The sequence below is a fragment of the Piscibacillus salipiscarius JCM 13188 genome, assembly GCF_001311865.1.
In the GTDB taxonomy this organism is placed as follows: Bacteria; Bacillota; Bacilli; order Bacillales; family Alkalibacillaceae; genus Piscibacillus; species Piscibacillus salipiscarius.
The window spans coordinates 106927-133586 of sequence record NZ_BBCD01000001.1 but is presented as its reverse complement, the minus strand read 5'-3'; the positions used below and the strand labels follow the sequence as shown (position 1 = coordinate 133586).

Here is a 26660-nt window from a genome sequence, read left to right as displayed (position 1 = left end):
TTTTTAAAGCAAATAAACATACTATGCATGGCGATGATTAATTAATCAAAGCCTAAATCTATATAGAATGAGTTTAAGGAGGATTCTTATGGCTGTAACTGCAAAAATGGTTAAAGAATTACGTGAAAAAACTGGTGCTGGCATGATGGATTGTAAAAAAGCACTTACTGAGACAGACGGCGATATTGATAAAGCTGTTGAATATCTTCGTGAAAAAGGCATGGCTAAAGCAGCTAAAAAAGCTGACCGTATTGCCGCTGAAGGTTCAACTCATATCGTAAGTGAAGGCAACACAGCTGTCATTATTGAAGTGAACAGTGAGACTGACTTTGTAGCTAAAAATGATCAGTTTAAAACCATACTTAATGACTTGGCTACACATATCCTTAAGTTCAAACCTGCTACAGTTGAAGAAGCAATGGAACAAAACATCAATGATACTGACGAAACTGTTGAACATTACATTAAATCTGCAATTGCAAAAATCGGTGAGAAAATTTCTCTACGTCGCTTTGAAATCGTAGAAAAAAGTGATAATGCTGCTTTTGGTGAATACCTACACATGGGAGGACGTATTGGCGTTCTAACATTACTAGAAGGTACAACAGAAGATTCAGTAGCTAAAGATGTAGCAATGCATGTTGCTGCAGTAAACCCTCGTTATGTTTCACGTGATGAAGTTCCTGAGGAAGAAGTTAACAAAGAGCGTGAAGTTTTAAAACAACAAGCTTTAAATGAAGGAAAGCCTGAAACATAGTTGAAAAAATGGTCGAAGGTCGTTTTAAGAAAATTCTTTGAAGAAATTTGCCTATTAGAACAGGAATTTGTTAAAGACCCTGATCAGAAAGTTAAACAATTTGTTGAATCTAATGGTGCCACGGTTAAATCATTCGTTCGTTATGAAGTTGGCGAAGGAATGGAAAACGTGAAGATAACTTCGTTGATGAAGTTATGAACCAAGTCAATAAATAATAATTGCTGATGAATAGGGGACACATTGTGTCTCCTATTTTTCAAGAGAGAATAGTCAATAAAGGCAAACATAACGGAGGTAAATATGTCGAAAGCAAGATATAATCGTATCGTACTAAAGTTAAGTGGTGAGGCCTTAAGTGGCGATAAAGGATATGGAATTGATCCTAAATTCATTAAGTCAATTGCTCAGCAGATTAAAGAAATTCATGAACTAGGAGTCGAAATTGCAATTGTTGTTGGCGGAGGAAACCTATGGCGTGGTAAAATTGGTAGTGAAGTAGGTATGGACCGCGCGAATGCAGATTATATGGGAATGCTTGCGACAGTTATGAATTCTTTAGCATTACAGGACGGTTTAGAGAATTTAGATATTCCAACTCGAGTTCAAACATCAATTGAAATGCGACAAGTTGCAGAGCCTTATATCCGCCGAAAAGCGATGCGTCATTTAGAGAAAAACGCGTCGTCATTTTTGCAGGTGGTACAGGTAATCCTTATTTCTCTACTGATACAACAGCTGCATTAAGAGCTGCTGAAATGGAAGCAGATGTCATCTTAATGGCTAAAAACAATGTTGATGGTGTTTATAACGCTGACCCTCAAGTCGATTCTAATGCATACAAATATGATCAACTATCATATTTAGATCTATTAAATGAGGGCTTAGGAGTCATGGACTCAACTGCTTCATCATTATGTATGGACAATGATATTGCTTTAATAGTATTCTCTATATTAGATAAAGGAAATATTAAACGAGTTTTAACAGGCGAAAATATTGGAACAATAATTAGGAGGAAAGATAATCATGAGTGATTCGGTTATTCAAGAGTGCAGAGACAAAATGAAGAAAGCTGTTCAAGCTTTTTCTAAACAATTATCGACAGTAAGAGCAGGACGTGCTAACCCAGCTATTTTAGACAGTGTCTATGTTGAGTACTATGGAGCAAATACTCCATTAAATCAATTATCGACTGTATCAGCACCTGAACCGCGATTATTAGTTATTACTCCATTTGATAAATCAGCAATTGAAAATATTGAAAAAGGTATTCAAAAAGCAGATCTTGGTCTTACACCAAATAACGATGGGAATGTTATTCGTATCAGTATTCCTGCTTTAACAGAAGAACGCCGTAAAGACTTAGTTAAAGTAACTAAAAAATATGCAGAAGAAGCTAGAGTTCAAGTACGTAATATCCGCCGTGATGCTAATGATCAATTGAAAAAACTTGAAAAAGATGGTGACATTACGGAAGATGAATTACGTTCTTATCAAGATGATGTCCAGAAACAAACAGATCAGCATATTAATGAAATTGATCAATTATTAGAGTCTAAAGAAAAAGAAATTACAGAAGTATAAAAGTAGATATATACTTCACTAATTCATGATATAATAATTAATAATAGCTTTCGCATCATGCGAAAGCTAAATTTTCTTATGTTATTGGCGAGGGATGGGCATGAATTTTAAGACAAATAAGAAACTAGACATGGATCGTTTAGACCCTACCAATGTCCCTAAACATGTCGCAATCATTATGGATGGTAATGGAAGGTGGGCTAAAAAGAGAGGTCTGCCAAGGTTTGCAGGGCATAAAGAAGGTATGAAAACCATCAAGAAAGTCGTGGAAAGAGCAGTCGAATTAAATCTTGAAGCGATTACGCTCTATGCTTTTTCTACTGAGAATTGGAAAAGACCGCCTAAAGAAGTTGAATTCATTATGAAGCTACCTTCTCAATTTTTAGATACATACTTACCGGAATTAATTGAAAATAATGTTAGAGTAACTACAATTGGTCACTACGATGGATTACCTGAATTTACTAAAAAGGCCGTTCAATATTCTGTTGAACGAACTAAAAATAACACAGGTCTAGTATTAAATTTTGCTTTAAATTATGGGAGCCGGTCAGAAATTGTAGATGCTGTCAAACAGATCTGTGAAAATGTCAAACAAGATCATTTAAATTCAGATGAAATAAACGAAAGAACTTATTTCAAATTATTTATATACTAATCAACTTCCAGACCCCGACCTTGTTATTAGAACAAGCGGAGAACAAAGATTGAGTAATTATTTATTGTGGCAAGTTGCTTATGCGGAATTCTATTTTACTGATAAGTTATGGCCTGAATTTAATCATGACGCATTTGATGAAGCAATAATCGAATTTCAAAACCGCAAAAGAAGATTTGGTGGTCTATAAGGTGTGATAACATGAAAACACGAATTATTACTGCAGCTGTTGGCTTGGCTGTGTTTTTACCATTTGTAATATACGGTGACTGGCCTTTTGTTATTTTTATTTATTTAATTGGAACAATTGGACTATTTGAATTATTGAATATGAAACGTATTCCTGTATTATCGTTTCCAACAGTGGTGGGTACCCTTTTATTATGGGTGTTTTTACTAAATGATGAATTTACTCACATTATGAAATGGACCTCTTTAACCCAGTCTGAAATGCTTTATATTTTAGTATTTATATTATTAGCTTATACAGTACTAGTAAAAAATAGGTTCTCTTTTGATGACGTTGCCTTTGTTTTATTATCTTCTTTATACGTTGGGATAGGTTTCGGTTATGTCATTGAAACGAGACTGGCAGGAATCGAATATTTGTTATATGCATTGTTAATTGTTTGGTTTACAGATTCCGGAGCTTATTTTGCTGGACGAGCTATTGGAAAGCATAACTTTGGCCAATTATTAGCCCCAAAAAACAATAGAAGGTTTTGTAGGGGGAAGTTATTGGAGCTGTCTTAATTGGAATCATCCTTCAATTGATGCTAGATATTCATGATCATATGTGGGTTGTTATTTTAGTTTCAATTTTTGCATCATTGTTAGCTCAAATTGGTGATCTCATTCAATCAGCTTTTAAACGTATATATGATATTAAGGATTCTGGACATATTTTGCCTGGACATGGTGGGATTCTTGATCGCTTTGACAGCTTAATATTTATGGTGCCATTTTTACATTTTATCCAATTTATAATGATATAAATGAGGGATTTTGATGAAGAAAGTAACGCTATTAGGTGGAACAGGTTCAATTGGACTTCAAACTATAGACCTTATTCAAACTCATCCAGAACAATTTCAGTTAGTGGCTTTTGCATTTGGAACAAATGTTGAAAAGGCACTTCCTGTTATTGAACAATTAAAGCCTAAATACATTGTTGTACAAAATCGCGAAACTTTTACAAAACTAAGTAATAAAATAAGTTATAGCCCAGTTATTAAATATGGAATGGAAGCATTAAATGAAGTTGTCTCTTTACCTGAAGTTGATCTAGTCGTTAATGCAGTTCTAGGTAGTGTTGGTTTAGAGCCTACTCTAGAAGCTATAAGAGCTAAAAAACAGATCGCTTTTGCCAATAAAGAGACATTAGTAACAGCTGGTCACATTGTGATGAAGGAAGCTAAACAACACAATGTTGAGTTGCTACCAGTAGATAGTGAACACGCCGCTATTCATCAATGTTTGAAAGCTGAAAATCGAAGTGAAGTTAAACGAATCATTTTAACTGCTTCAGGTGGAAGTTTTAGAAATCAAACACGTGAAGAATTAGTCGGGGTGACGAAAAACGATGCATTAAAACACCCTAACTGGAGTATGGGAGCTAAAATTACCATTGACTCTGCAACTATGATGAATAAGGGACTAGAAGTTATAGAAGCACATTGGTTGTTTGATACTCCTTATGACAATCTTGATGTTATCTTACATAATGAAAGTGTTATTCATTCAATGGTGGAGTTTGTTGATCAAAGCGTGATGGCACAATTAGGGACTCCAGATATGAGAATTCCTATACAATATGCTTTAACCTATCCAGAACGAGCTAAGTATAATTTAAGCGAACCACTTGATTTAGTTAAGATAGGTCGGTTAAATTTTAGAGAAATGAGTTTTGAACGTTTCCCATGCTTACGTATGGCTTATGAAGCAGGCAGAGTAGGCGGTTCTTTACCAACTGTTCTTAATGCTGCAAATGAAGAAGCCGTTAAATTGTTTTTAGATGACCAAATAACGTTTTTAGAAATTGAAAAACTTATTGAACGTGAATTAGAAAGTCACTCAGTTATTCATAACCCTGATTTAGACTCCATTTTAGAGTTAGATCAAGAAATACGTAACAGAGTCAGTAATGCTGTCCTAAAAAGGTAGGTGCTTGTAAATGAATTTCGATACGATAATTGCTTTTATATTTATGTTTGGGCTTTTAGTGTTCATTCACGAGTTTGGCCATTTAATTTTTGCTAAAAGAGCAGGAATGTTAGCCAGAGAATTTGCTATTGGCTTTGGACCAAAGATTTTCTCTTATCGTAAGGATGAAACATTATATACTGTACGCTTACTTCCAATCGGGGGATATGTAAGGGTTGCAGGTGAAGACCCAGAAATTATCGATTTAAAGCCAGGTTACCATATCGGACTTGAATTTAATGAATCAGGTAAAGTTAATAAAATTATCGTTAATAATAAATCCAAGCACCCGAATGCTAAAATTGTTGAAGTAGAAAGAATTGATTTAGATCATGATCTTATCATCAATTGTTTTGATATTAATACAGATGAACGTTATCAATATGAGGTGGACCGCAAAGCTCTCTTTGTGATGGATGAGAAAGAAACATTAATTGCTCCTTATGATCGTCAATTCGCCTCAAAGTCTGTTCCTAAAAAGGGAATGCAAGTTTTCGCAGGACCAATGATGAACTTTTTATTAGCGATTGCGTTATTTATCGGTTTAGGCTTATTTCAAGGTGTACCGGATAAGGATGCAGTGGTTGGCAATGTTCAAGAAGGAACCCCTGCTAGTGAGGCTGAGCTCATGGCAGGTGATGAAATCCTAAGTATTAACGGTGAATCAATTGAGGACTGGGTAAGTTTTGTTCGGTTTGTACAAGATCGTCCAAATGAAGAAATTAGTTTAACTGTTGAACGTGATGGTGAAATTATTGAGAAAAGTTTAACTACTATGTCACAAGAAACACAAAATGGTGAAACAATAGGGCAAGTAGGTATTAGACGGAATTTAGAAGAGGGTCCTGTTGAAGCGTTCAAATTTGGATTTACACAAACATATGAAGTAGGTAAGTTGATCTTAACTGCATTAGGACAATTAGTTACTGGACAATTATCATTAGATGCTCTCGCTGGTCCAGTTGGAATTTATGATGCAACGGATCAAGTCGTTCAGACTGGATTTACTAACTTTTTAACCTGGACAGCAATGCTTAGTATTAACCTAGGTATTATTAATCTGCTGCCTCTACCGGCATTAGATGGAGGTCGCTTAATGTTTATAGGCATTGAAGCAGTTAGAGGAAAACCATTAGACCCTGAAAAAGAAGGGTTTGTTCATTTATTGGATTTGCCTTATTAATGCTACTTATGATTGTAGTAACATGGAACGATATTGAGCGGTTGTTTATGTAAGTGGTAAAATACGAATAAAGAGGTGGAAATACTATGAGACAAAGCAATTTACTCATTCCTACGCTAAGAGAAGTTCCAGCAGAAGCAGACTTGAAAAGCCATCAATTATTGCTCAAAGCCGGATTTATTCGCCAATTGGCATCAGGAGTTTATAATTTCTTACCTTTAGGAAAAAGAGTGTTGCGTAAGGTTGAGAATATTGTAAGAGAAGAGATGGACCGTGCAGGTGCACAAGAGGTCCAAATGCCAGCCCTACAACCAGCTGAATTGTGGCAAGCAACAGGACGTTGGGATACAATGGGACAAGAACTTATGAGACTAAAAGATCGTCATGAGCGTAATTTTGCACTAGGGGCTACACATGAAGAAGTGGTCACAGCATTAGTAAGAGATGAAGTTAATTCATATAAAAATTACCTTTTTCGTTATATCAAATTCAAGCTAAATATAGAGATGAAAACGCCCGAGGTTTGGTTTGTTACGTGGTAGAGAATTCTTAATGAAAGATGCTTATTCATTTCACGAAACATATGAATCATTAGATGAGACGTATGACGTTATTTTTAATGCCTACAAACGAATTTTTGAGCGTTGCGGACTTAACTTTAGAGCCGTTATTGCTGATTCTGGAGCGATGGGTGGTAAAGACACTCACGAGTTTATGGTGTTATCTGACGTTGGTGAAGATATTATCGCTTATTCTAATGAATCAGATTTTGCTGCTAATATTGAAATGGCTCCAGTTGTTTCAAATTATGAAAAATCAACTGAAGCTCCAAAGTCATTAGAAATAGTTGAAACCCCTAACGCTAAATCTATGCAAGAGGTGGCAGATTTTCTTAAACATGATTTGAATCAAGGTATGAAAGCAATCATGTTCAAAGTTGATGAGAAATTTGTTTTAGTTGTAACACGTGGAGATCATGAAGTTAACGATGTTAAATTAAAGAATTTGTATGAAGCGGATATCGTTGAACTTGCTACTGAACAAGAAACAAAAGAAGTTGTTGGTGCAGGCTTTGGTTCACTTGGTCCTATTAATGTTTCAGAAGATGTAGAAGTTGTCGCTGACCATGCAGTTCAATACTTAGTTAATGCAACATGTGGAGCAAATGAAGACGGGCACCATTTCAAAAATGTAAACCCAGAGAGAGATTTTACTGTGACTCAGTATGCTGATTTACGCTTTATCCAGGAGGGTGATTTGTCACCTGATGGAAAAGGAACCATTGAATTTGCAAGAGGTATTGAGGTTGGGCATGTATTTAAACTTGGAACTAAATATGCCGACGCTTTAAATGCTACCTTTTTAAATAAAGAAGGACGAGCACAAACCTATATAATGGGTTGTTACGGCATTGGAGTTTCTAGAACGTTAGCTTCAATTGTCGAGCAGTACCATGATGAACAAGGAATTGTTTGGCCGAAAGATTTAGCACCTTTCCAAGTTCATTTAATTAACCTAAATGTTAAGAAGGAAGAACAAGTTGAGCTTTCAGATCAATTATATAATCAACTACTTAATTCAGGAGTAGATGTATTATACGATGATCGACCAGATCGAGCTGGAGTTAAATTTAACGACAGTGATTTAATAGGCATTCCATATCGTGTCGTTGTAGGCAAGCGAGCTTCAGAAGGTTATGTGGAATTGAAATACCGTGAATCTGGTGAACAAGAAGATATTCATATAGATGAATTGCAAAAACATCTTAAAAATCTTTTAGCTTAACAATCTCTCAAATTATAAACCGCCTTTGGAATACTCATGCTGCCAAAGGCGAGTTTTTTGTTTTGATAATAATAGAATTAAGGCGGGGAATCATGATGGACCTTAGTAAAAAAGAGAAATTAAACCTCTTATTAAATCAAATTGGAATTCCACAAGAACTAATCGATTCGGAATTTCAAGATGCTTACTTAGAAAAGCTAGCTCTACTAAAAGAGGAGAAGGTATGGCAATTCCATATTCATAAGAGCAGGCCTTTTACCTGCGAAGCAATTGAAGTTTTTAATGCACGTTTATCTGATGCTTTTCATCATATTGCTAAAGTAGATGTTGTCATCAATACAGATGAAAAAGAATTAGATGAACACTCATTAAGTTCATACTGGTCATTTTTCATTAACTCCGTTCATGATTTATTTCCTGCATATAAAGAGTACATATGTAACCAATCACCAACTATTAATGGTGCGCAGCTCACTATTTATGCAAGAAATGAAACCGAAGCTCAAATGATGAAACGGAAGATCGAACCTTTATTTCAGGAATTTGTTCAAAAAGTGGTTTAAAAAGTTACCAACTACATTTTGAAATCTCAAAAATGAAGAAGCGTTTCAGGAGTTTCAAAAACAGAAGAAGTAGAAGAACAAAATTATATCGAACGTGCTATAAAAGAGAAAGAAGAACGTGCTAAGCAAAGTAAAGAAGATCCACATGTAAATCTTCCACTTAAAATAGGACGTGATTTTCAAGATGAGGCAGCACCTATTAGAGATATTTTAGAAGAAGAAAAGAGTATGGTGATTCAGGGTTATATCTTTGATGTTGATATAAGAAATCTTAGATCTGGTCGTGACTTGTTAATTGTGAGTCTTACAGATTACACAGATTCGATTCAAATAAAGATGTTTTCAAAAGGTGATGAACAAAAAGAACTGTTTAAAAAGGTTAAAGAAGGCAATTGGGTTAAAGCCCGAGGAAGCATTCAAACGGACACATTTACTAATGAGCTCATGATGATGGGAAATGATCTTTATGAAGTTGCTCCTAAAGAAAGAAAGGATCTCTCACAAGATAAGAGAGTGGAGTTGCATGCTCATACCACAATGAGTACCATGGATGCTACTGTTTCGGCCTCTAATTTAATTGAACGGGCAGCAAAATGGGGCCATTCTGCAATAGCCATTACGGACCATGCCGTTGTACAAGCTTTTCCTGAAGCTCATTCTGCTGGTTCAAAGCACGGTGTAAAGGTGTTGTATGGACTTGAGGCTAATTTAGTGGATGATGGGGTTCCTATTGCATACAACCCTGATCCTGTAGATTTGAATGAAGCAAACTATATTGTTTTTGACGTTGAGACGACAGGACTGTCTGCTGCCTATGATAAGATAATTGAACTCGCTGCTGTAAAAGTGTATCAAGGGGAGATTATTGATCGGTTCGAACGGTTTGCGAACCCTCACCAAAATTGAGCCAAACAACCATTGATTTAACAGGTATAACGGACGATATGCTAATCGGAGCACCTGAAATTGAAGAAGTCATGAGAGATTTCCATGAATGGATGGGAGACGACATTCTAGTTGCTCACAATGCTAGTTTTGATATCGGCTTTATTAACGCGGCTTTCGAGAGAATGGCTATTGATAAAGTAACAAACCCTGTGATTGATACATTGGAGTTAGCCCGGTTATTATATCCTGAGCTCAAAAATCATCGACTTAACACATTGTGTAAACATTTAAACATAGAATTAACTCAACACCATAGAGCTATTTATGATGCCGAAGCGACTGGTTATTTATTATGGAGTTTAGTGAAATCAGCAATGGAAAAAGACATGTTTAAACATGATGAATTAAATCGGCACGTAGGTGAAGGGGATGCTTATAAACGATCGCGTCCTAATCATGCAATTTTACTTGCCAAGACTCAAGAAGGCTTAAAAAATTTATTTAAACTTGTTTCATTATCACATGTTGATTATTTTACCGAGTTCCAAGAATTCCGAGATCTAAACTCGTTGAGCATCGTGAGGGTATAATGGTAGGTTCAGGATGTGATCAAGGTGAATTGTTTGATACCATCGCTTTGAAATCTGAAGATGAAGCGGAAAAGGTTGCGGAATTTTATGACTACATTGAAGTACAACCACCAATGAATTATTATCATTTAATCGAAAAAGAACAAGCTCAATCCATTGAACATATTAAACAGCTCATTAAAAAGCTAGTTAAAATTGGTGAAAAGTTAAACAAAAAGTAGTCGCAACAGGAAATACTCATTATTTAGATAAGCATGAAAAAATTTACCGTAAAGTATTAGTTGCATCACAAAGTGGTAATCCGCTTAACCGCCAGACTATGCCTGATGTCTATTTCAAAACAACTAACGAAATGCTAGAGGATTTTGCATTCCTAGGTGAGGAAAAAGCTAAAGAAATTGTTATTGAAAATACGAACTGGGTATCTGAACAAATTGATGAGATCAAACCAGTTAAGGATGACCTATACACTCCTAATATTGACGGAGCAGATGAAGAAATTAGAGATACATGCTATAACAGAGCGAAATCTATTTACGGTGAGAATTTACCAGATATCGTGGTTAACCGTTTAGAAAAAGAGTTAAAAAGTATTATTGAAAATGGCTTCTCTGTTATTTATTTAATTTCGGAAAAACTTGTTAAAAAGTCACTGAACGATGGATATTTAGTAGGGTCCCGTGGTTCTGTTGGATCATCATTTGTCGCCACGATGCTTGATATTACTGAGGTTAACCCGTTACCACCACATTATGTCTGTGATGAATGTAGTTACTATCACTTCTACAATGACGGGTCTGTGGGTTCAGGTTTTGACTTACCAGAAAAAGACTGCCCAGAGTGCGGCCACGCCTTAACAAGAGACGGCCAGGATATTCCGTTTGAGACCTTTTTAGGGTTTAAAGGTGATAAAGTTCCCGATATTGACTTAAACTTCTCAGGTGAGTATCAACCTAAAGCTCACCAGTATACGAAAGTATTATTCGGTGAAGACAATGTCTATCGCGCCGGAACAATTGGTACAGTTGCAGAAAAAACCGCCTTCGGATATGTGAAGGGCTACGCGCAAGATCATTCATTAATGTACCGTCAAGCTGAGATATCACGTTTAGTTAAAGGATGCACTGGAGTGAAGCGGACGACTGGACAGCATCCAGGTGGAATCATTGTAGTACCTGATGATCAGGAAATTTATGATTTTACACCTATTCAGTTCCCAGCAGATGACCGGAATTCAGAATGGAAAACAACACACTTTGATTTCCATTCTATTCACGATAATTTATTAAAACTAGATATACTTGGACACGATGATCCGACGGTTATTCGTATGCTTCAAGATTTAACTGGTATTGACCCTAAAGATGTGCCTACCAATGATCCTGAAGTAATGAAAATCTTTGAGGGTCCAGATCCATTAGGTGTAACCACTGATCAAATTATGTGTAAAACAGGAACATTAGGTGTTCCGGAGTTTGGAACACGATTCGTTCGTCAAATGCTTGAAGATACCAAGCCATCTACTTTTGCGGAGCTTGTTATCATTTCAGGTCTTTCTCACGGGACTGACGTTTGGTTAGGCAATGCCCAAGAATTAATTAATGATGGGATCTGTGAAATTGGTGATGTCATTGGTTGCCGAGACGATATTATGGTTTACTTGATGCACCAAGGATTAGAGGCGTCACTTGCCTTTACCATTATGGAGCATGTTCGTAAAGGTAAAGGTCTATCTGATGAATGGATTGAAGAAATGAAAAAACACGGAGTGCCTGACTGGTACATTGAATCGTGTAAAAAGATTAAATACATGTTCCCTAAAGCACACGCTGCTGCTTATGTCTTAATGGCAGTTCGAATTGCTTACTTTAAGGTTCATTACCCAATAGAATTCTATGCTGCTTATTTTACTGTTAGAGCGAGTGATTTTGAATTAGATACAATGGTAAAAGGGTCAGATGCGTTAAGAAGCAGGATTGAGGAAATCCTTGATAAGGGTAACGATGCCTCACCAAAAGAAAAGAGTTTGTTAACCGTATTAGAGTTAGCATTGGAGATGTGTGAAAGAGGTTATTCGTTCCAAAGAGTTGACCTTTATCGTTCTAAGGCCAGTGAGTTTATTGTAGACGGTGACACTTTGATTCCACCATTTAATGCAGTAGACGGTCTGGGGACTAATGCCGCCATCAATATAGAAAAAGCTAAAGAAGATGGTGAGTTCTTATCAAAAGAAGATTTACGTGAACGAAGCCGTATTTCTAAAACTGTGTTAGAATACTTAGATCAACACGGTTGTTTAGAAGGATTACCAGATCAAAACCAATTGTCACTATTCTAAACCATTTGCATTTTATTGGTTCTTATGGTATATTTTCAATTGGTTAAGTAAAAGATACGGTAAAGTAAGAAAGAGTGGGCCCTTTCCCACTCTTTCGTTTTATCTTTCCCTGCTGGTATATACAGCAGGGAAATTTAATGAAGAGATGATTTAACTAATAAATGATATAGTGTCGAAGAAAGATGTGAAAAAGGAGGCATACTTTTGAGCAAAAAGATTGTAGATTTAACTGAGGAGTTAGTTCAACCTATAGTAGATGAAATGAACTTAGAATTAGTTGAAGTTGAGTTCGTAAAAGAAGGAAATAATTACTTTTTGCGCGTATATGTTGATAAAGAAGGTGGAATCGACATTGAAGAATGCGGAAAAGTAAGTGAACAGTTAAGTGAAAAATTAGATGAAGCGGACCCAATTGAGCAAGCTTACTTCTTAGAAGTTTCATCACCTGGGGTTGAACGTCGGTTAAAGAAAACGTTCTGATTTTGAACGCTTTGTTGGCTCACATATTTATGTGAAAACTTATGAACCAATTAATGGTGATAAGGAGTTTTATGGAGATTTAATTAGTTTTAAAGAGGATACTATTACACTTGAAGTAAAAGAAAAGACTAGAAAAAAGAAATAGAAATTCCATATAAAAAAGTTGCAAAAGCCAACATAGCTGTAACATTTTAATTGAGGAGGTAAGTCTGTTGAGTTCGGAATTATATAGTGCAATAGAATACTTGTCAGAGGAAAAAGGGATTGACCGAGAAATATTGTTAGAAGCCTTAGATGCAGCATTAGTTTCCGCATACAAAAAGAATTTTAATTCAAGGACAAATGTTCGTGTGGAGCTAAGCGAAGGTGCAGAGATGAAAGTGTTTGCTAGACTAGAAGTAGTCGATGAAGTCATGGATGACCAATTGGAAATAAGCATAGATGAAGCAAAGGCTATGGATCCATCTTATGAAGTTGGAGATGTTGTGGAAAAGGAAGTAACGCCTAGAGATTTTGGTCGTATTGCAGCACAGGCAGCAAAGCAAGTAGTTACCCAGCGTGTGAGAGAAGCTGAACGTGGAGTTATCTATAATGATTTTATCGATCGTGTTGATGATATTATGACTGGTAAAGTTCAGCGTAAGGATCAGAGATTTTTATACATCCATTTAGGCAAGTTAGAAGGTAAACTTCCTTTTAATGAAATCATGCCAAACGAAACATACGATATTCATGATCGTGTGAAAGTTTATGTTACACGAGTTGAAAACACTGGAAAAGGTCCACAGGTGTTCGTTTCTAGAACGCATCCAGGCCTATTAAAAAGATTGTTTGAGATGGAAGTTCCTGAAATCTATGAAGGAATTGTAGAGATTCGTTCAGTTGCAAGAGAAGCAGGAGACCGTTCTAAGATTAGTGTTTATGCAGAGGACCCAGAGATTGATCCTGTTGGCGCTTGTGTTGGCCAGCGTGGTCAGAGAGTTCAGACAATTGTTGATGAATTAAAAGGTGAAAAATTGATATCGTTCAATGGTCAGAAGACCCTGTTGTTTATATCTCAAATGCTTTGAGTCCTTCACAAGTTGTTGAAGTTTTAGTTGATGAAGAAGATCATGCAACAACAGTAATTGTTCCAGATCATCAATTATCCTTAGCAATTGGCAAACGTGGCCAAAATGCACGTTTAGCAGCTAAGTTAACAGGCTGGAAAATTGATATAAAAGCGAATCAGAAGCTAGAGAAGCCGGATTATTAGACGCAGATCATGACGACTTAGAAGAATAGGAGGAATGACTGTGGCTAAGAAGAAACAACCTTTAAGAAAATGTGTAGTAACTCAAGAAATGTTACCTAAAAAGATTTAATACGAGTTGTTCGAAATAAAGAAGGCGAAGTTTTTGTAGATGAAACTGGTAAGATGAACGGCAGAGGAGCTTACTTGAGTAAACGTGCTGAGGTCATTGAGCGCGCCCAAAAAACACAAGTCTTAAATAGACAGTTAAATGCTCAGGTTGATGAACACATCTATGATGAGCTAATAGAAAAGTAGGAGATTCTTAATGTCTCAATATTTGAACTTATTAGGATTAGCTCAGCGCGCAGGAAAGATAAGTCTTGGTGAGGACAATATATTAAATGATATTCGTTCAAATCAAGCAACGTTAGTCTTAATTGCAAGTGATGCTTCTAGTAACACTAGAAAAAAGCTTACAGATAAATGTCACAGTTATCAAATACCTTACCGTATTGTTGGGAATAGAGAAGAAATTTCGCATGCATTAGGTAAATATGACCGAGTCGCTGCAGCTATTAAAGACGAAGGATTTACTAAAAAATTCTTGCAATTGATTGACGATTAATCACGGGGGTGAATGTATGAAAAAAAATGCGAGTATATGAATACGCAAAACAAAATAACTTATCAAGTAAAGAAGTTATTAACCATTGAAGGAATTAAATATTGAAGTATCAAATCACATGTCGACGATCACTGAAAATGCGATTCGTCAACTTGATGAACGTTTAAATCCATCATCTAAAGAAGAACCTAAAAAGCCTGAACAACAGAAACAAACTCAAAAATCTGGTCAACAAGCAAATCAAAAGCAGAACCATCAAAAAATACTAATCACAAACCAAACAACCAGAAAAACAATGATCATAAGAAGAACCATAAAAAGCAATCAAACCAAAATAAGAAACAACAAAAAGGAAAGCACAAAAATAGAAACAACCAGAAACCACAAAATCAACAGCCTAAACAAGAAGAACCAAAGAAAACACCTTCTAAAATAACCTATCAAGGTTCTCTTACAGTTGGTGAACTAGCAGAGAAGCTGAATAAAGATAGCTCTGAGATCATTAAAAAATTAATGATGTTAGGTGTAATGGCTACCAAAAACCAAAGCTTAGAACCAGAATCAATTGAATTAATTTGTGATGACTTTGGTGTGGAAGTGGAAGAAGAGGTAGTTGTTGAAGAAACAGATTTATTAAATTACATCGAAGAAGATACTCCAGAACAATTAGAAGAGCGACCTGCTGTTGTCACGATCTTGGGCCACGTTGACCATGGTAAAACAACCTTATTGGATTCAATTCGCCACACTAAGGTTACTGAAGGTGAAGCGGGTGGAATCACACAGCATATTGGTGCGTATCAGATTGAAACAGATGGCAAAAAAGTAACGTTTCTAGATACACCTGGTCACGCAGCCTTTACAAGTATGCGTTCCCGTGGTGCACAGGTTACAGATATTGCAATTTTAGTTGTAGCTGCTGATGATGGCGTTATGCCACAAACAGTTGAAGCTATTAACCACGCAAAAGCGGCAGAGGTACCAATTATCGTTGCGGTTAATAAAATGGATAAGAAGGTGCAGACCCTAATCGTGTCATGCAAGAGTTAATGGAATATGAATTAGTGCCAGAGGACTGGGGTGGAGAGACAATCTTTGTTCCATTGTCAGCGATTCAGGGGGAAGGCATTGAAGACCTTCTAGAAATGATTAAGTTGGTGGCTGAAGTAGAAGAACTAAAAGCAAATTCTGATCGTCTAGCTGATGGTACGGTTATTGAAGCAGAATTAGATAAAGGTCGTGGACCTGTAGCTACATTTTTAGTTCAAAACGGAACACTTAAAGTCGGAGATCCGCTTGTAGTAGGTACAACATATGGTAAAATTCGTGCTATGTCTAATGATTTAGGTAAACGAGTTAAGGAAGCTGGACCATCAACTCCTGTTGAAGTGATCGGTTTACAAGATGTACCACAAGCTGGAGATCGCTTTGTTGTATTCGGTGATGAGAAAAAAGCTAAGAACATTGCTGAGTTAAGAAAACAAAAGAAATTGAATCTCAGCGTGAAGATACTAGCAAAGTAAGCCTAGACGATTTATTTAAGCAAATCAAAGAGGGTGACGTTAAAGAAATCAATGTCATCGTTAAAGCTGATGTTCAAGGTACTGTTGAAGCACTGGCTTCATCACTTCAAAAAATTGAAGTAGAAGGCGTTAATATTAAAATAATTCATACAGGAGTAGGGGCTATTACAGAGTCAGATATTATTTTAGCTTCAGCTTCAAACGCCGTTGTAATTGGCTTTAATGTACGTCCGGATGCGAATGCGAAACGAACAGCTGAGCAAGAGAAAATTGACATTCGCCTACACCGCGTCATTTATAAAGTTATTGAAGAAATTGAAGCAGCAATGAAAGGTATGCTTGACCCAGAATTTGAAGAAAAAGTAATCGGTCAGGCTGAAGTTAGAGAAACATTTAAAGTTTCTAAAGTAGGTACGATTGCTGGTTCTTATATTACGGAAGGTAAAATCACTCGAAATTCGGGTATAAGAGTTATTAGAGACGGGGTTGTCATCTTTGAAGGTGAGATTGATTCATTAAAACGTTATAAAGATGATGCAAAGAAGTTCAACAAGGTTATGAATGTGGTATAACTGTGGTAAACTATAATGACCTTAAAGTTGGAGACATCATTGAAGCGTATGTGATGAAGGAAATTGAACGTAAATGATTGGATATGTTTATGTAGAATGTATGCTTTATGATGCTCATTCACTTAAAGGGAAACGTCTATAATTAAACAAATCATCCATCAAACCCAGAACAAATATAATGTCAGCATTACAGAATTAGATTTCCATGATCTTTGGCAGCGAACAGCATTTGGTATAGCTGTTGTTGCGAAGGAAAAAGTGATGGCAGAGAAATCATTACAAGAGGTTATTCGCTCGATTGAAAGGCGAACAGATTTAGAAGTCACCATTGTTGAATATGAGTGGCTTTAACCTCTAAGTTTTTGAGGTGGTTAACATGAGTAATATTCGATCAAATCGAGTAGCTGAACAGATGAAAAAAGAGTTAGGTGACATTTTATCACGTAAGATTAAAGATCCTCGTGTAGGTTTTGTGACCGTTACTGATGTTCAAGTTACTGGTGATTTACAGCAAGCTAAAGTGTTCATTTCAATCTTCGGAGACAAACAACAAAAAGAGGATACTCTTGTTGGTCTAGCTAAATCAAAAGGGTTTATTCGTTCAGAAATTGGAAATCGTATTAGATTAAGAAAAGTGCCTGAACTATCGTTTGAAATTGATGAAACGATTGAATACGGTAATAAAATTGAACGAATCATTCATGATTTGAATGATGAGCAATGAGGAAAACTGGACTTACCGTAATCTAAATTTGACGGTAGTCTAAGTCTTTCTTATTTTAAATCTTTTATAAAACTAAAAATTCTTAAAGTAAAATCAAGGATAGACATTGCGTCTATCCTTTTAGATTGTTATCGAAGAATCTAGGAGGTTACACAATGGATGGAGTCATTTTACTCAATAAACCTAAGGGTGTGACGTCACATGATTGTGTTTACAAAATTAGACGTTTACTGAAAACTAAAAAGGTGGGCCACACTGGTACATTAGATCCAGATGCAACAGGTGTGTTACCCATTTGTATAGGTAAAGCGACTAAAATCTCATCTTTATTATCAGGACAATCTAAAGAGTATGAAACAGAAATTTCTTTAGGTAAATCCACCACAACTGAAGATCAGTCTGGCGAAGTCATTCGAACGTTACAAGTAAACCCTAACCTTTCGATTCAAGATTGTGAACATACCTTAAAAACATATATTGGTTCGATTACACAAATCCCGCCTATGTATTCAGCAATAAAGTAAACGGGAAGAAATTATATGAGTATGCTAGAGAAGGCATTGAGGTTGAGAGACCTGCACGTGAAGTCTATATTCAATCGATAGATATGTTATCAAAGAAGATTAATTGGTATAATAATGATGACGCACGTTTTAAGTTTCTAGTAAATTGTTCAAGTGGAACATATGTTAGAACGCTATGTGTGGACATAGGTAATTCTCTAGGTTATCCTGCCCACATGAGTGAGTTAAAGCGCACTAAAGTAGGGGATTTTTCGTTATCTGAATCGATCACGCTAGACCGCCTAGAATCAATTGTTAATGATGGTGAGAAAGTTCCGATGATCAGTATGGCTAATGCCTTAGACTTACCTTCTATAACGGTATCAGATGAGGAAGCTACTCGGTACAGACATGGACAAGTATTAAACTATCCTAAACGAGTAGAAGGTCAGTCTATGTTTAAAGTGATGAGTTCTGAAGGAGATTTAATTGCGATTTATAAGCCGCACCCTTCTAAACATGGGGAAGCTAAACCATTTAAAGTATTTCAATGATTAAAGTTGGTGAAAGTATGCAAATAATAAATTTAAGTTACCCAGACCATTATCAGCTAGATATTGAACCAACAAGCGTTGCCGTCGGGTATTTTGATGGAGTACATAAAGGTCATCAAGAAGTAATCAATAAGGCTATTAAAGAATCTGAAAAACAGAACATTAAAAGCGCCGTGATGACATTTAATCCGCATCCATTAGAAGTAATTAAGAAAGAGCCATTAAAAGACTTTTTAATTACTAGTCTAAATGAGAAAGAGAAAATATTAGAAAATCTTAATATTGATTATCTTTTCGTTGTGACATTTAATAAAGAGCTTGCTCAATTGTTACCAGAAAATTTTGTTCAAAAATTCTTTATTGATTTAAATGTTAGACATGTCGTAGGTGGTTTTGATTTTTCTTTGGTCATAAAGGAGCAGGGAAAATTCAAAACATGGATCAATACTCTAAAGGTAAGTTAAGTTATTCAGTAGTAGATAAAGTGACTTATGAAGGAGATAAAGTAAGTTCTACAAGGATCCGGGATTTATTAAATGAAGGAAACATGTCTCTTGTTTCTAAGTTATTAGGTAGGCCATTTACTTTAAAAGCCAGAGTGGTTCACGGTGAAAAAAGAGGGAGAGAGATCGGTTATCCGACCGCTAATTTAGGCATTGATCCTTCACACAAATTACCTAAAATAGGTGTTTACGCGGTAAAAGTTAGCTATCATGATCAAACATATTACGGTATGGCTAATATTGGATTTAACCCTACATTTGTTGATGATCTTTCACAGCCTTTAGTAGAAGTGCATATTTTTTGATTTTAATCAATCTATTTACGATGAACATATAGAAGTTGAATTCCATCAATACATTAGATCTGAAGAAAAATTTAGCGGAGTTGATGAATTGATATACTATATGAAGCAAGATGAACGAGATACTAAAAATTTCTTTCAAATTCTAAACTAATATGACTTGCATTTTTAGTAAAAAAATGTATCGTAGTAATGTAATTAAACAACCTTGTTCTTGGCATTTCGAATCACCGACGAATGCGAGGAGTAAGGGGATTATAAAATAGGAGGTGTTAAAGGATGGCAATTACACAAGATCGCAAACAGGAGCTAATTAATGAGTTCAAAACTCATGACAACGACACTGGTTCACCAGAGGTACAAGTAGCTATCCTAACTGAGCAAATCAACACGTTAAACGATCATCTACGTGAGCACAAGAAAGACCACCACTCACGTCGTGGATTGATGAAAATGGTAGGTAGACGTCGTCATTTATTAAACTACTTACGTAACAAAGACGTCCAACGCTATCGTGACTTAGTTAACAAATTAGGACTACGTAGATAAACGAAAAAGCGGGGGATACCCGCTTTTTCTTTACTTTTACATAGTTTTACAGTTTTGAGAGGGGTATTAAACTATATGTCCAATGAAATGAAATCATTTACCATTGATGTAGCAGGTAGAACATTGACGTTTGAAATAGGAGAAGTAGCTAAACAAGCTAATGGTGCGGCAATGGTTCGTTATGGTGACACTACTGTACTCGTTGCTGCAACCGCTTCAAAAGAGCCAAAAGATCTACCTTTCTTTCCACTTACCATCAATTATGAAGAGAAATTATATGCCGTCGGAAAATCCCGGGAGTTCATTAAAAGAGAAGGCAAGCCGAGCGATAAAGCAGTTCTATCTTCAAGATTAATTGACCGACCAATTCGTCCATTATTTCCAGACGGATTTCGTAATGAAGTACAAGTGATCAGTACAGTTATGAGTGTAGATCAAGATTGTTCTTCTGAAATTGCTGCTATGATTGGTTCATCACTAGCTCTAAGTATTTCAGACATTCCATTTGATGGTCCAATTGCAGGTGTGAATGTTGGAAGAGTCAATGGCGAGTTCGTCATTAATCCAACGGTTGAACAGGCTAAGGAAAGTGATATTGATCTAACAGTTGCTGGTACTAAAGATGCGATTAATATGGTTGAAGCAGGTGCTGACGAAGTGCCTGAAGACGTCATGTTAGAAGCTATTATGTTTGGTCACGAAGAGATTAAACGTATAGTTGCTTTTCAAGAAGAAGTCATGAATGAAGTTGGAAAAGTGAAAACGGAAGTAAAACTATTTACACCAGCTGAAGATGTCGTAAAAGAAGTAACTGAATTAGCAAAAGATGAATTGATAGAAGCTATTCAAACATTTGATAAAAAGCAACGAGAAGAAAACATCGATGCTGTTAAAACTAAAATCGTTGAAAAATATGAAGATGATGAAGCAGAAGATGACTATATTTCTCAAGTTAAATCCGTTTTAGACAAACTGGTAAAAGATGAAGTCAGACGCTTAATTACTGAAGAAAAAGTACGCCCAGACGGACGTAAAGTCGATGAAATCAGACCGTTATCGTCAAGAACAAGCGTATTACCTCGGACACATGGTTCTGCTATGTTTACACGCGGGCAAACTCAAGCACTAAGTGTTTGTACTCTAGGTGCATTAGGTGATGTACAAGTTCTTGATGGGTTAGATTTAGAAGAAGAGAAGCGTTTCATGCATCATTATAATTTCCCTCAGTATAGTGTCGGGGAGACTGGACCAATACGTGGGCCAGGTAGACGTGAAATAGGGCACGGTGCATTAGGTGAACGCGCTTTAGATCCAATTATTCCAAGTGAAAAAGATTTCCCTTATACAGTCCGTGTTGTATCTGAGATTTTAGAATCAAACGGTTCCACTTCTCAGGCAAGCATTTGTGCAAGTACAATGGCAATGATGGACGCTGGTGTACCAATTAAAGCACCTGTTGCAGGGATTGCTATGGGACTTGTTAAATCAGGAGAAAATTACACAGTTTTAACTGATATTCAGGGTATGGAAGATGCTTTAGGCGATATGGACTTTAAAGTTGCCGGTACATCTAAAGGTGTTACAGCACTGCAAATGGATATTAAAGTTGACGGATTATCTCGTGAAATTCTTGATGAAGCGTTAACTCAAGCTAAAAAGGTAGAATGGATATTTTAGAGCATATGATGAGCACAATTTCTGAACCTAAAGAAGAGTTATCAGAGTATGCACCAAAAATTGAATCGATAAATATTAATCCAGATAAGATTCGTGACGTCATTGGCCCAAGTGGTAAGCAAATCAATAAGATTATTGAAGAAACTGATGTTAAAATTGATATTGAACAAGATGGAACAATCTTTATCTCTTCACCTGATCGAGATAAAATTGCACAAGCTAAGAAGATTATCGAAGATTTAGTTCGTGAAGTTGAAGTCGGTCAGATTTATTTAGGTAAAGTTAAACGAATTGAAAAGTTTGGAGCATTTGTTGAACTGTTTAGTGGTAAAGACGGCTTAGTTCATATTAGTGAATTAGATGAAAAACACGTAAAAAATGTAACAGATGTTGCGAACATTGGTGATGAAATGTTAGTTAAAGTTAAAGAAATTGATCGCCAAGGAAGAGTTAATCTTTCTAGAAAAGCAGCCTTACAAGAACAAGAAGCTAAAGAAAGTCAGTAAACAGAGCTGGTAAAACCAGTTCTTTTTACTGTTAATTAAAGATTTTACTTGGCTATAGCCAAGTTTTATTTTTGAAGCAAGTTGAATGAATACTCAGTCATATTTTGAAATCATATATAAAAATATTTTTAATAAGAGAGGGGGATTTAATAAATGATTAACCGTCATGAACTTTCGAACGGTATTCGTGTGGTTGAAGAATATCTTCCATCATTAAGATCAGTTTCAATTGGGATATGGATTCTTTCTGGTTCTAGGTATGAAGTTGACCAAAATAACGGAATTTCACACCTTATCGAGCACATGCTTTTTAAAGGAACTTCAACCAAATCCGCGCGGGATATAGCTGAAGCATTTGATGCTATTGGCGGACATGCTAATGCTTTTACGTCTAAAGAATACACATGTTTGTATGCAAAAGTAATGGATCAGCACGCTGATTTTGCTTTGGAATTAATGTTTGATATGATTTTTGACTCCACTTTTGATGAAGATGAGATTGAACGAGAGAAAAGTGTTATTTATGAAGAAATTGCGATGACTGAAGATACGCCTGATGATATTATTCATGATTACTTACATGATATAAGCTTTAAACAGCATCCATTATCAAAACCTATTTTAGGAGAACATAAAACATTAGAATCAATAACAAGAGAGAATATTTTAGACTATAAGGAGCAATTTTATACTTCAGATCGAATTGTCATTTCAGTTGCAGGTAACGTCACGAAAGAATTGTCAAAGAAAATCCAAAAATTATTTTCTAATGTCCCAAATTCAACATCTAATGAAGATCTACTAATGAAACACTATTCGAATGACTCTATAAGAAAAGAAAAGGATACAGCCCAAGCACATTTATGTTTAGGTTATAAAGGCGTTCCAGTGGGTGATGATCAGATTTATGATATTAATATCTTAAATAATGTACTTGGTGGAAGTATGAGTTCAAGATTGTTTCAAAGAATTAGAGAAGATTTAGGACTGACGTATACGATATTCTCTTACCATAATGCTTTTCGTGATAATGGGTTAATGACTATTTATGGGGCAACAACGGTTGATCAAATGCATCAACTAGAAGAAGAAATATATATAACAGTCCAGAACATTAAACAAGAAGGAATTACAGATAAAGAGCTTTATAACACTATTCAGCAATTAAAAGGTAATTTAGTGTTAGGATTAGAGAACCCTAATAGTCGTATGCATCGAAATGGAATGAATGAATTATTGAATCAGCCACATTTAACTTTAGATGAATTAATTTATAAATTCGAACATATTTCAAGAGACGACATAGTTACTTTAGCAGATCAAATATTTAATAATTCTCCATCTAAAGCATGTATTCTTCCTTTAGACGTATAATGTATTAGAGGTGATGAATCATGCGTTATAATGATTTAACGGGAAAAGAGTTAATTGATGCGTACAAGGGTGAACGTTTAGGAATTTTAGGTCACACAGATCTAGAAATTAATCCGGAAACTGGTCGTATTGAATCAATCGTTATTCAAGATTTTTCAATGTTAGGTTTAAAAAAGGGCGATACGAATTCTAAGATTAAGTGGAAAGATATAGAGGTCATTGGAGAAGATATGATCATCGTTAAACCAAATAAATCTTGATGTCTATAAACTGATTCTCAGGCTTCGAGAGTCAGTTTTTTATTTTGTCATTTTTACTTCTTATAAATCTTGTAATCACTTTTTGGGCCATGACATAAGATATATTGGGCTGAATGACGTAAGCGAGGTGATATGGATGTTAACTGGAAAGTCAATATTAGTAATTGGCGGTGATGCCCGGCATGTTGAGATGATGAAGCAGTTAATTGAAAAGGATGCGACTGTGTATGCAGTAGGATATGAGGAATTAGACGATGAAATTGATGGCCTATTTTTAACTGATTTAGATCACATTCCTAAAGAAAAAATAGATGCCATTATATTACCTGTAACTGGTTTAGATCAGAAAGGTTATGCTGAAGGGCATTATGCAGAGTCATCTCCACAAATTTCTGAGGAGTGGTTAGAAGGATTCTCAGATCAATGTTTATTGTTTACAGGAATTATGACGCCATATTTAAGTGAACTGAATACTTTTCAAGACAGGATTATTAAATTGTTCGATCGTGATGATGTTGCGATCTATAATTCAATCCCGACAGCTGAAGGAACCGTGATGTTTGCCATTCAGCAAACTGATTTTACAATCCATAATTCAAATGTAACGATTTTAGGTTTAGGTCGTGTCGGCAAAACATTGATTAATACTTTTAAAGGATTAGGAGCAAATGTATCAGTTTACTCAAGACACGATGATGAACTGGCCCGAATTTTTGAATATCAAGCAACGCCACTTCGTTATGATGAGTTAGAAGACTCGCTAAATAATTGTAATATTCTTATTAATACGATCCCAGCTTTAATCGTAACACCTTCTTTAATTAGTGCACTTCCTAAAGATAGTCTCATTTTCGATTTAGCTTCAAAACCAGGTGGGGTTGATTTTCGTTTTGCAAAAAAAGAGGAATTAAAGCAATATTAGCACCTGGATTACCAGGTTTAGTGGCACCTAAAACAGCCGGAATGATTCTGGCTCGTGTCATTCACAACATCATACTAGAAAAAGCTTAGAAAGGAGCTTGAACTCAATTGGATTTAAAAGGAAAACGAATTGGATTTGGGTTGACTGGATCTCATTGCACGTACGATGCAACTTTTCCTGAATTGCAAAGATTAATGGATCTTGGAGCAGAGGTTGTTCCAATTGTATCCTATACAGTTCAATCAACGGATACGAAATTTGGTGATGCTGCGGATCATTTAAATAAAATAAAAGACATCACACAGAAACCTCTTATTTCATCAATTCCTGAAGCTGAGCCTTTAGGACCAAAAGAACCGTTAGATTGTATGGTAATTGCTCCTATGACAGGGAACTCTTTAAGCAAATTTGCCAATGCATTAACAGACTCTCCTGTTTTAATGGCAGCTAAAGCAACTTTACGGAACCGTAAACCTGTGGTATTAGCTATTTCTACTAATGATGCAATAGGTCTAAATGGTACTAATCTAGCAAAACTGTTAGCAGCAAAAATATTTATTTTGTACCATTTGGTCAAGATGATCCAGCTTCAAAACCGACCTCTTTAGTTGCGCATATGAACTTACTTGCAGAAACGATAGAAAAAGCGATAGAGGGCGAACAATTGCAGCCAATATTACGAGAATACTAGATAAACTACTTTAAGAAATTTTTAATTGTGTTAAAATGACGTTAAAGTGTTCGAGGAGGGAATAAACATGGCAGACAATAAACAATATCATGTAGCAGTAGTTGGAGTAACTGGAGCTGTTGGTCAAAAAAATGTTAGAAATGCTGGAACAAATTGATTTTCCGGTTGAAAAATTATATCCATTAGCTTCTAAACGCTCCGCTGGTAAAAAGGTAACATTTAAAGGGGAATCTATCGAAATAATAGAAGCGACACCAGAGGCATTTAAAGGTGTTGATATCGCATTATTTTCAGCAGGCGGATCTGTTTCTAAAAAATTAGCACATGAAGCAGTAAAACACGGTGCTGTTGTTATAGATAATACAAGTGCGTTCAGAATGGATCCTGATGTACCATTAGTTGTACCTGAAGTTAACCCAGAGGACATTCAAAAACACAATGGAATTATCGCTAATCCAAACTGCTCAACTATTCAAATGGTTGTAGCACTTGAACCAATACGTCAGAAATATGGTTTAAGTCGTGTCATTGTATCAACCTATCAATCTGTATCAGGTGCTGGTAATGATGCAGTTGAAGAATTGAAGGGTCAATCACAAGCTCTATTAAACGATGAAGAGCCTGAAACAAATATATTACCAGTAAAATCAGAGCCAAAGCATTATCCTATTGCATTTAATGCGTTACCTCAAATTGATGTTTTTGAGGATAATCATTATACGTTTGAAGAAATGAAAATGATTAACGAAACTAAGAAAATTATGCATAATGAGGACCTTAAAGTTGCAGCAACTTGTGTTAGATTACCTTTCTTCTATTCACATGCTGAAAGTGTCTACATTGAGGTAAATGATGAAAAATTAACAGTTGAAGATTTACAAAACGCCTTGCGAGATCAAGAAGGATTAGTGCTTGAAGATGATATTAATAATCAACTTTATCCAACCCCTTTATCAGCAGAAGGTAAAACAGATGTGTTTGTTGGTAGAGTTCGTAAAGATTTAGATGTTGATCACGGCTTCCATTTTTGGGTCGTTTCAGATAACTTATTAAAAGGTGCAGCATGGAACTCAGTTCAAATTGCACAAAACTGATTCAGCAACCTGGAGGTCT

Annotated in this window: 14 protein-coding genes and 14 pseudogenes; all 28 read left to right on the top strand. The window is 35.8% G+C overall.

The features are described 5' to 3' along the window. Positions 1-67 precede the first annotated feature (67 nt). The 28 genes and pseudogenes from tsf (at position 68) to JCM13188_RS00655 (ending at position 26641) form a co-directional block, all read left to right on the top strand. A pseudogene (gene tsf, locus JCM13188_RS00780) lies at positions 68-955 on the top strand (translation elongation factor Ts). A gap of 102 nt (positions 956-1057) precedes the next feature. Continuing rightward, positions 1058-1791: pseudogene (gene pyrH / locus JCM13188_RS00775) on the top strand (UMP kinase). After that, a complete protein-coding gene (gene frr, locus JCM13188_RS00770; RefSeq protein WP_054751470.1) occupies positions 1784-2341 on the top strand; it encodes a ribosome recycling factor in 558 nt (185 codons plus the stop codon). The pseudogene pyrH and the gene frr overlap by 8 nt, the downstream one beginning before the upstream one ends. Before the next feature lie 94 nt (positions 2342-2435). Next, positions 2436-3189, top strand: a pseudogene (gene uppS, locus JCM13188_RS00765) (undecaprenyl pyrophosphate synthase). An 11-nt stretch (positions 3190-3200) separates the two neighbouring features. After that, a complete protein-coding gene (locus tag JCM13188_RS00760; RefSeq protein ID WP_369404721.1) occupies positions 3201-3752 on the top strand; it encodes a phosphatidate cytidylyltransferase in 552 nt (183 codons plus the stop codon). A gap of 20 nt (positions 3753-3772) precedes the next feature. Then, positions 3773-3994, top strand: a complete 222-nt coding sequence (locus tag JCM13188_RS20075) for a phosphatidate cytidylyltransferase (RefSeq protein ID WP_369404720.1) — start codon at positions 3773-3775, stop codon at positions 3992-3994. Between the two features lie 13 nt (positions 3995-4007). Then, positions 4008-5162, top strand: coding sequence for a 1-deoxy-D-xylulose-5-phosphate reductoisomerase (gene dxr, locus JCM13188_RS00755; RefSeq protein WP_054751467.1), 1155 nt, complete (start codon positions 4008-4010; stop codon positions 5160-5162). A gap of 10 nt (positions 5163-5172) precedes the next feature. Next, positions 5173-6437 (top strand): annotated as a pseudogene (rseP, locus tag JCM13188_RS00750) (RIP metalloprotease RseP). Positions 6438-6470: 33 nt separating this feature from the next. Then, positions 6471-8169, top strand: a pseudogene (locus tag JCM13188_RS00745) (proline--tRNA ligase). A 95-nt stretch (positions 8170-8264) separates the two neighbouring features. Further along, positions 8265-12548: pseudogene (locus tag JCM13188_RS00740) on the top strand (PolC-type DNA polymerase III). 204 nt (positions 12549-12752) lie between these two features. Beyond that, positions 12753-13223: pseudogene (rimP, locus tag JCM13188_RS00735) on the top strand (ribosome maturation factor RimP). A 17-nt stretch (positions 13224-13240) separates the two neighbouring features. Beyond that, positions 13241-14312: pseudogene (gene nusA, locus JCM13188_RS00730) on the top strand (transcription termination factor NusA). Positions 14313-14317: 5 nt separating this feature from the next. Continuing rightward, positions 14318-14577, top strand: a pseudogene (rnpM, locus tag JCM13188_RS00725) (RNase P modulator RnpM). Between the two features lie 10 nt (positions 14578-14587). Further along, positions 14588-14887 carry a L7Ae/L30e/S12e/Gadd45 family ribosomal protein gene (locus JCM13188_RS00720; RefSeq protein WP_054751465.1) on the top strand — a complete coding sequence of 100 codons (300 nt, stop codon included), beginning with the start codon at positions 14588-14590 and terminating at the stop codon, positions 14885-14887. 26 nt (positions 14888-14913) lie between these two features. Further along, positions 14914-17059 (top strand): annotated as a pseudogene (infB, locus tag JCM13188_RS00710) (translation initiation factor IF-2). Between the two features lie 61 nt (positions 17060-17120). After that, positions 17121-17333, top strand: a complete 213-nt coding sequence (locus JCM13188_RS17395) for a DUF503 domain-containing protein (RefSeq protein WP_369404754.1) — start codon at positions 17121-17123, stop codon at positions 17331-17333. A gap of 25 nt (positions 17334-17358) precedes the next feature. Continuing rightward, on the top strand, positions 17359-17706 hold the full coding sequence (gene rbfA, locus JCM13188_RS00705; protein ID WP_054751461.1) for a 30S ribosome-binding factor RbfA: 348 nt from the start codon (positions 17359-17361) through the stop codon (positions 17704-17706). A 155-nt stretch (positions 17707-17861) separates the two neighbouring features. Continuing rightward, positions 17862-18763, top strand: a pseudogene (truB, locus tag JCM13188_RS00700) (tRNA pseudouridine(55) synthase TruB). A 17-nt stretch (positions 18764-18780) separates the two neighbouring features. After that, positions 18781-19227 carry an adenylyltransferase/cytidyltransferase family protein gene (locus JCM13188_RS00695; RefSeq protein WP_279401197.1) on the top strand — a complete coding sequence of 149 codons (447 nt, stop codon included), beginning with the start codon at positions 18781-18783 and terminating at the stop codon, positions 19225-19227. Further along, a complete protein-coding gene (locus tag JCM13188_RS00690; RefSeq protein ID WP_054751457.1) occupies positions 19200-19571 on the top strand; it encodes a riboflavin kinase in 372 nt (123 codons plus the stop codon). The genes JCM13188_RS00695 and JCM13188_RS00690 overlap by 28 nt, the downstream gene beginning before the upstream one ends. Then, on the top strand, positions 19561-19722 hold the full coding sequence (locus JCM13188_RS20070) for a riboflavin kinase (protein WP_369404753.1): 162 nt from the start codon (positions 19561-19563) through the stop codon (positions 19720-19722). Before JCM13188_RS00690 ends, JCM13188_RS20070 begins: the two co-directional genes overlap by 11 nt. A gap of 125 nt (positions 19723-19847) precedes the next feature. Next, the gene (rpsO, locus tag JCM13188_RS00685; protein WP_054751455.1) at positions 19848-20117 is read left to right on the top strand and encodes a 30S ribosomal protein S15; all 270 of its coding nucleotides are present in this window, start codon (positions 19848-19850) and stop codon (positions 20115-20117) included. A 75-nt stretch (positions 20118-20192) separates the two neighbouring features. Continuing rightward, positions 20193-22300: pseudogene (pnp, locus tag JCM13188_RS00680) on the top strand (polyribonucleotide nucleotidyltransferase). Between the two features lie 153 nt (positions 22301-22453). Beyond that, positions 22454-23674, top strand: coding sequence for a M16 family metallopeptidase (locus JCM13188_RS00675; protein WP_054751453.1), 1221 nt, complete (start codon positions 22454-22456; stop codon positions 23672-23674). 20 nt (positions 23675-23694) lie between these two features. After that, entirely contained in the window at positions 23695-23934 is a 240-nt protein-coding gene (locus JCM13188_RS00670) for a YlmC/YmxH family sporulation protein (protein WP_054751451.1), read from the top strand. 136 nt (positions 23935-24070) lie between these two features. After that, positions 24071-24856 (top strand): dipicolinate synthase subunit DpsA, encoded by a 786-nt coding sequence (dpsA, locus tag JCM13188_RS00665; RefSeq protein ID WP_279401196.1) that lies wholly within the window; start codon positions 24071-24073, stop codon positions 24854-24856. Positions 24857-24963: 107 nt separating this feature from the next. Then, positions 24964-25547 (top strand): annotated as a pseudogene (gene dpaB, locus JCM13188_RS00660) (dipicolinate synthase subunit B). A gap of 67 nt (positions 25548-25614) precedes the next feature. After that, a pseudogene (locus tag JCM13188_RS00655) lies at positions 25615-26641 on the top strand (aspartate-semialdehyde dehydrogenase). The last annotated feature ends 19 nt before the right edge of the window (positions 26642-26660 follow it).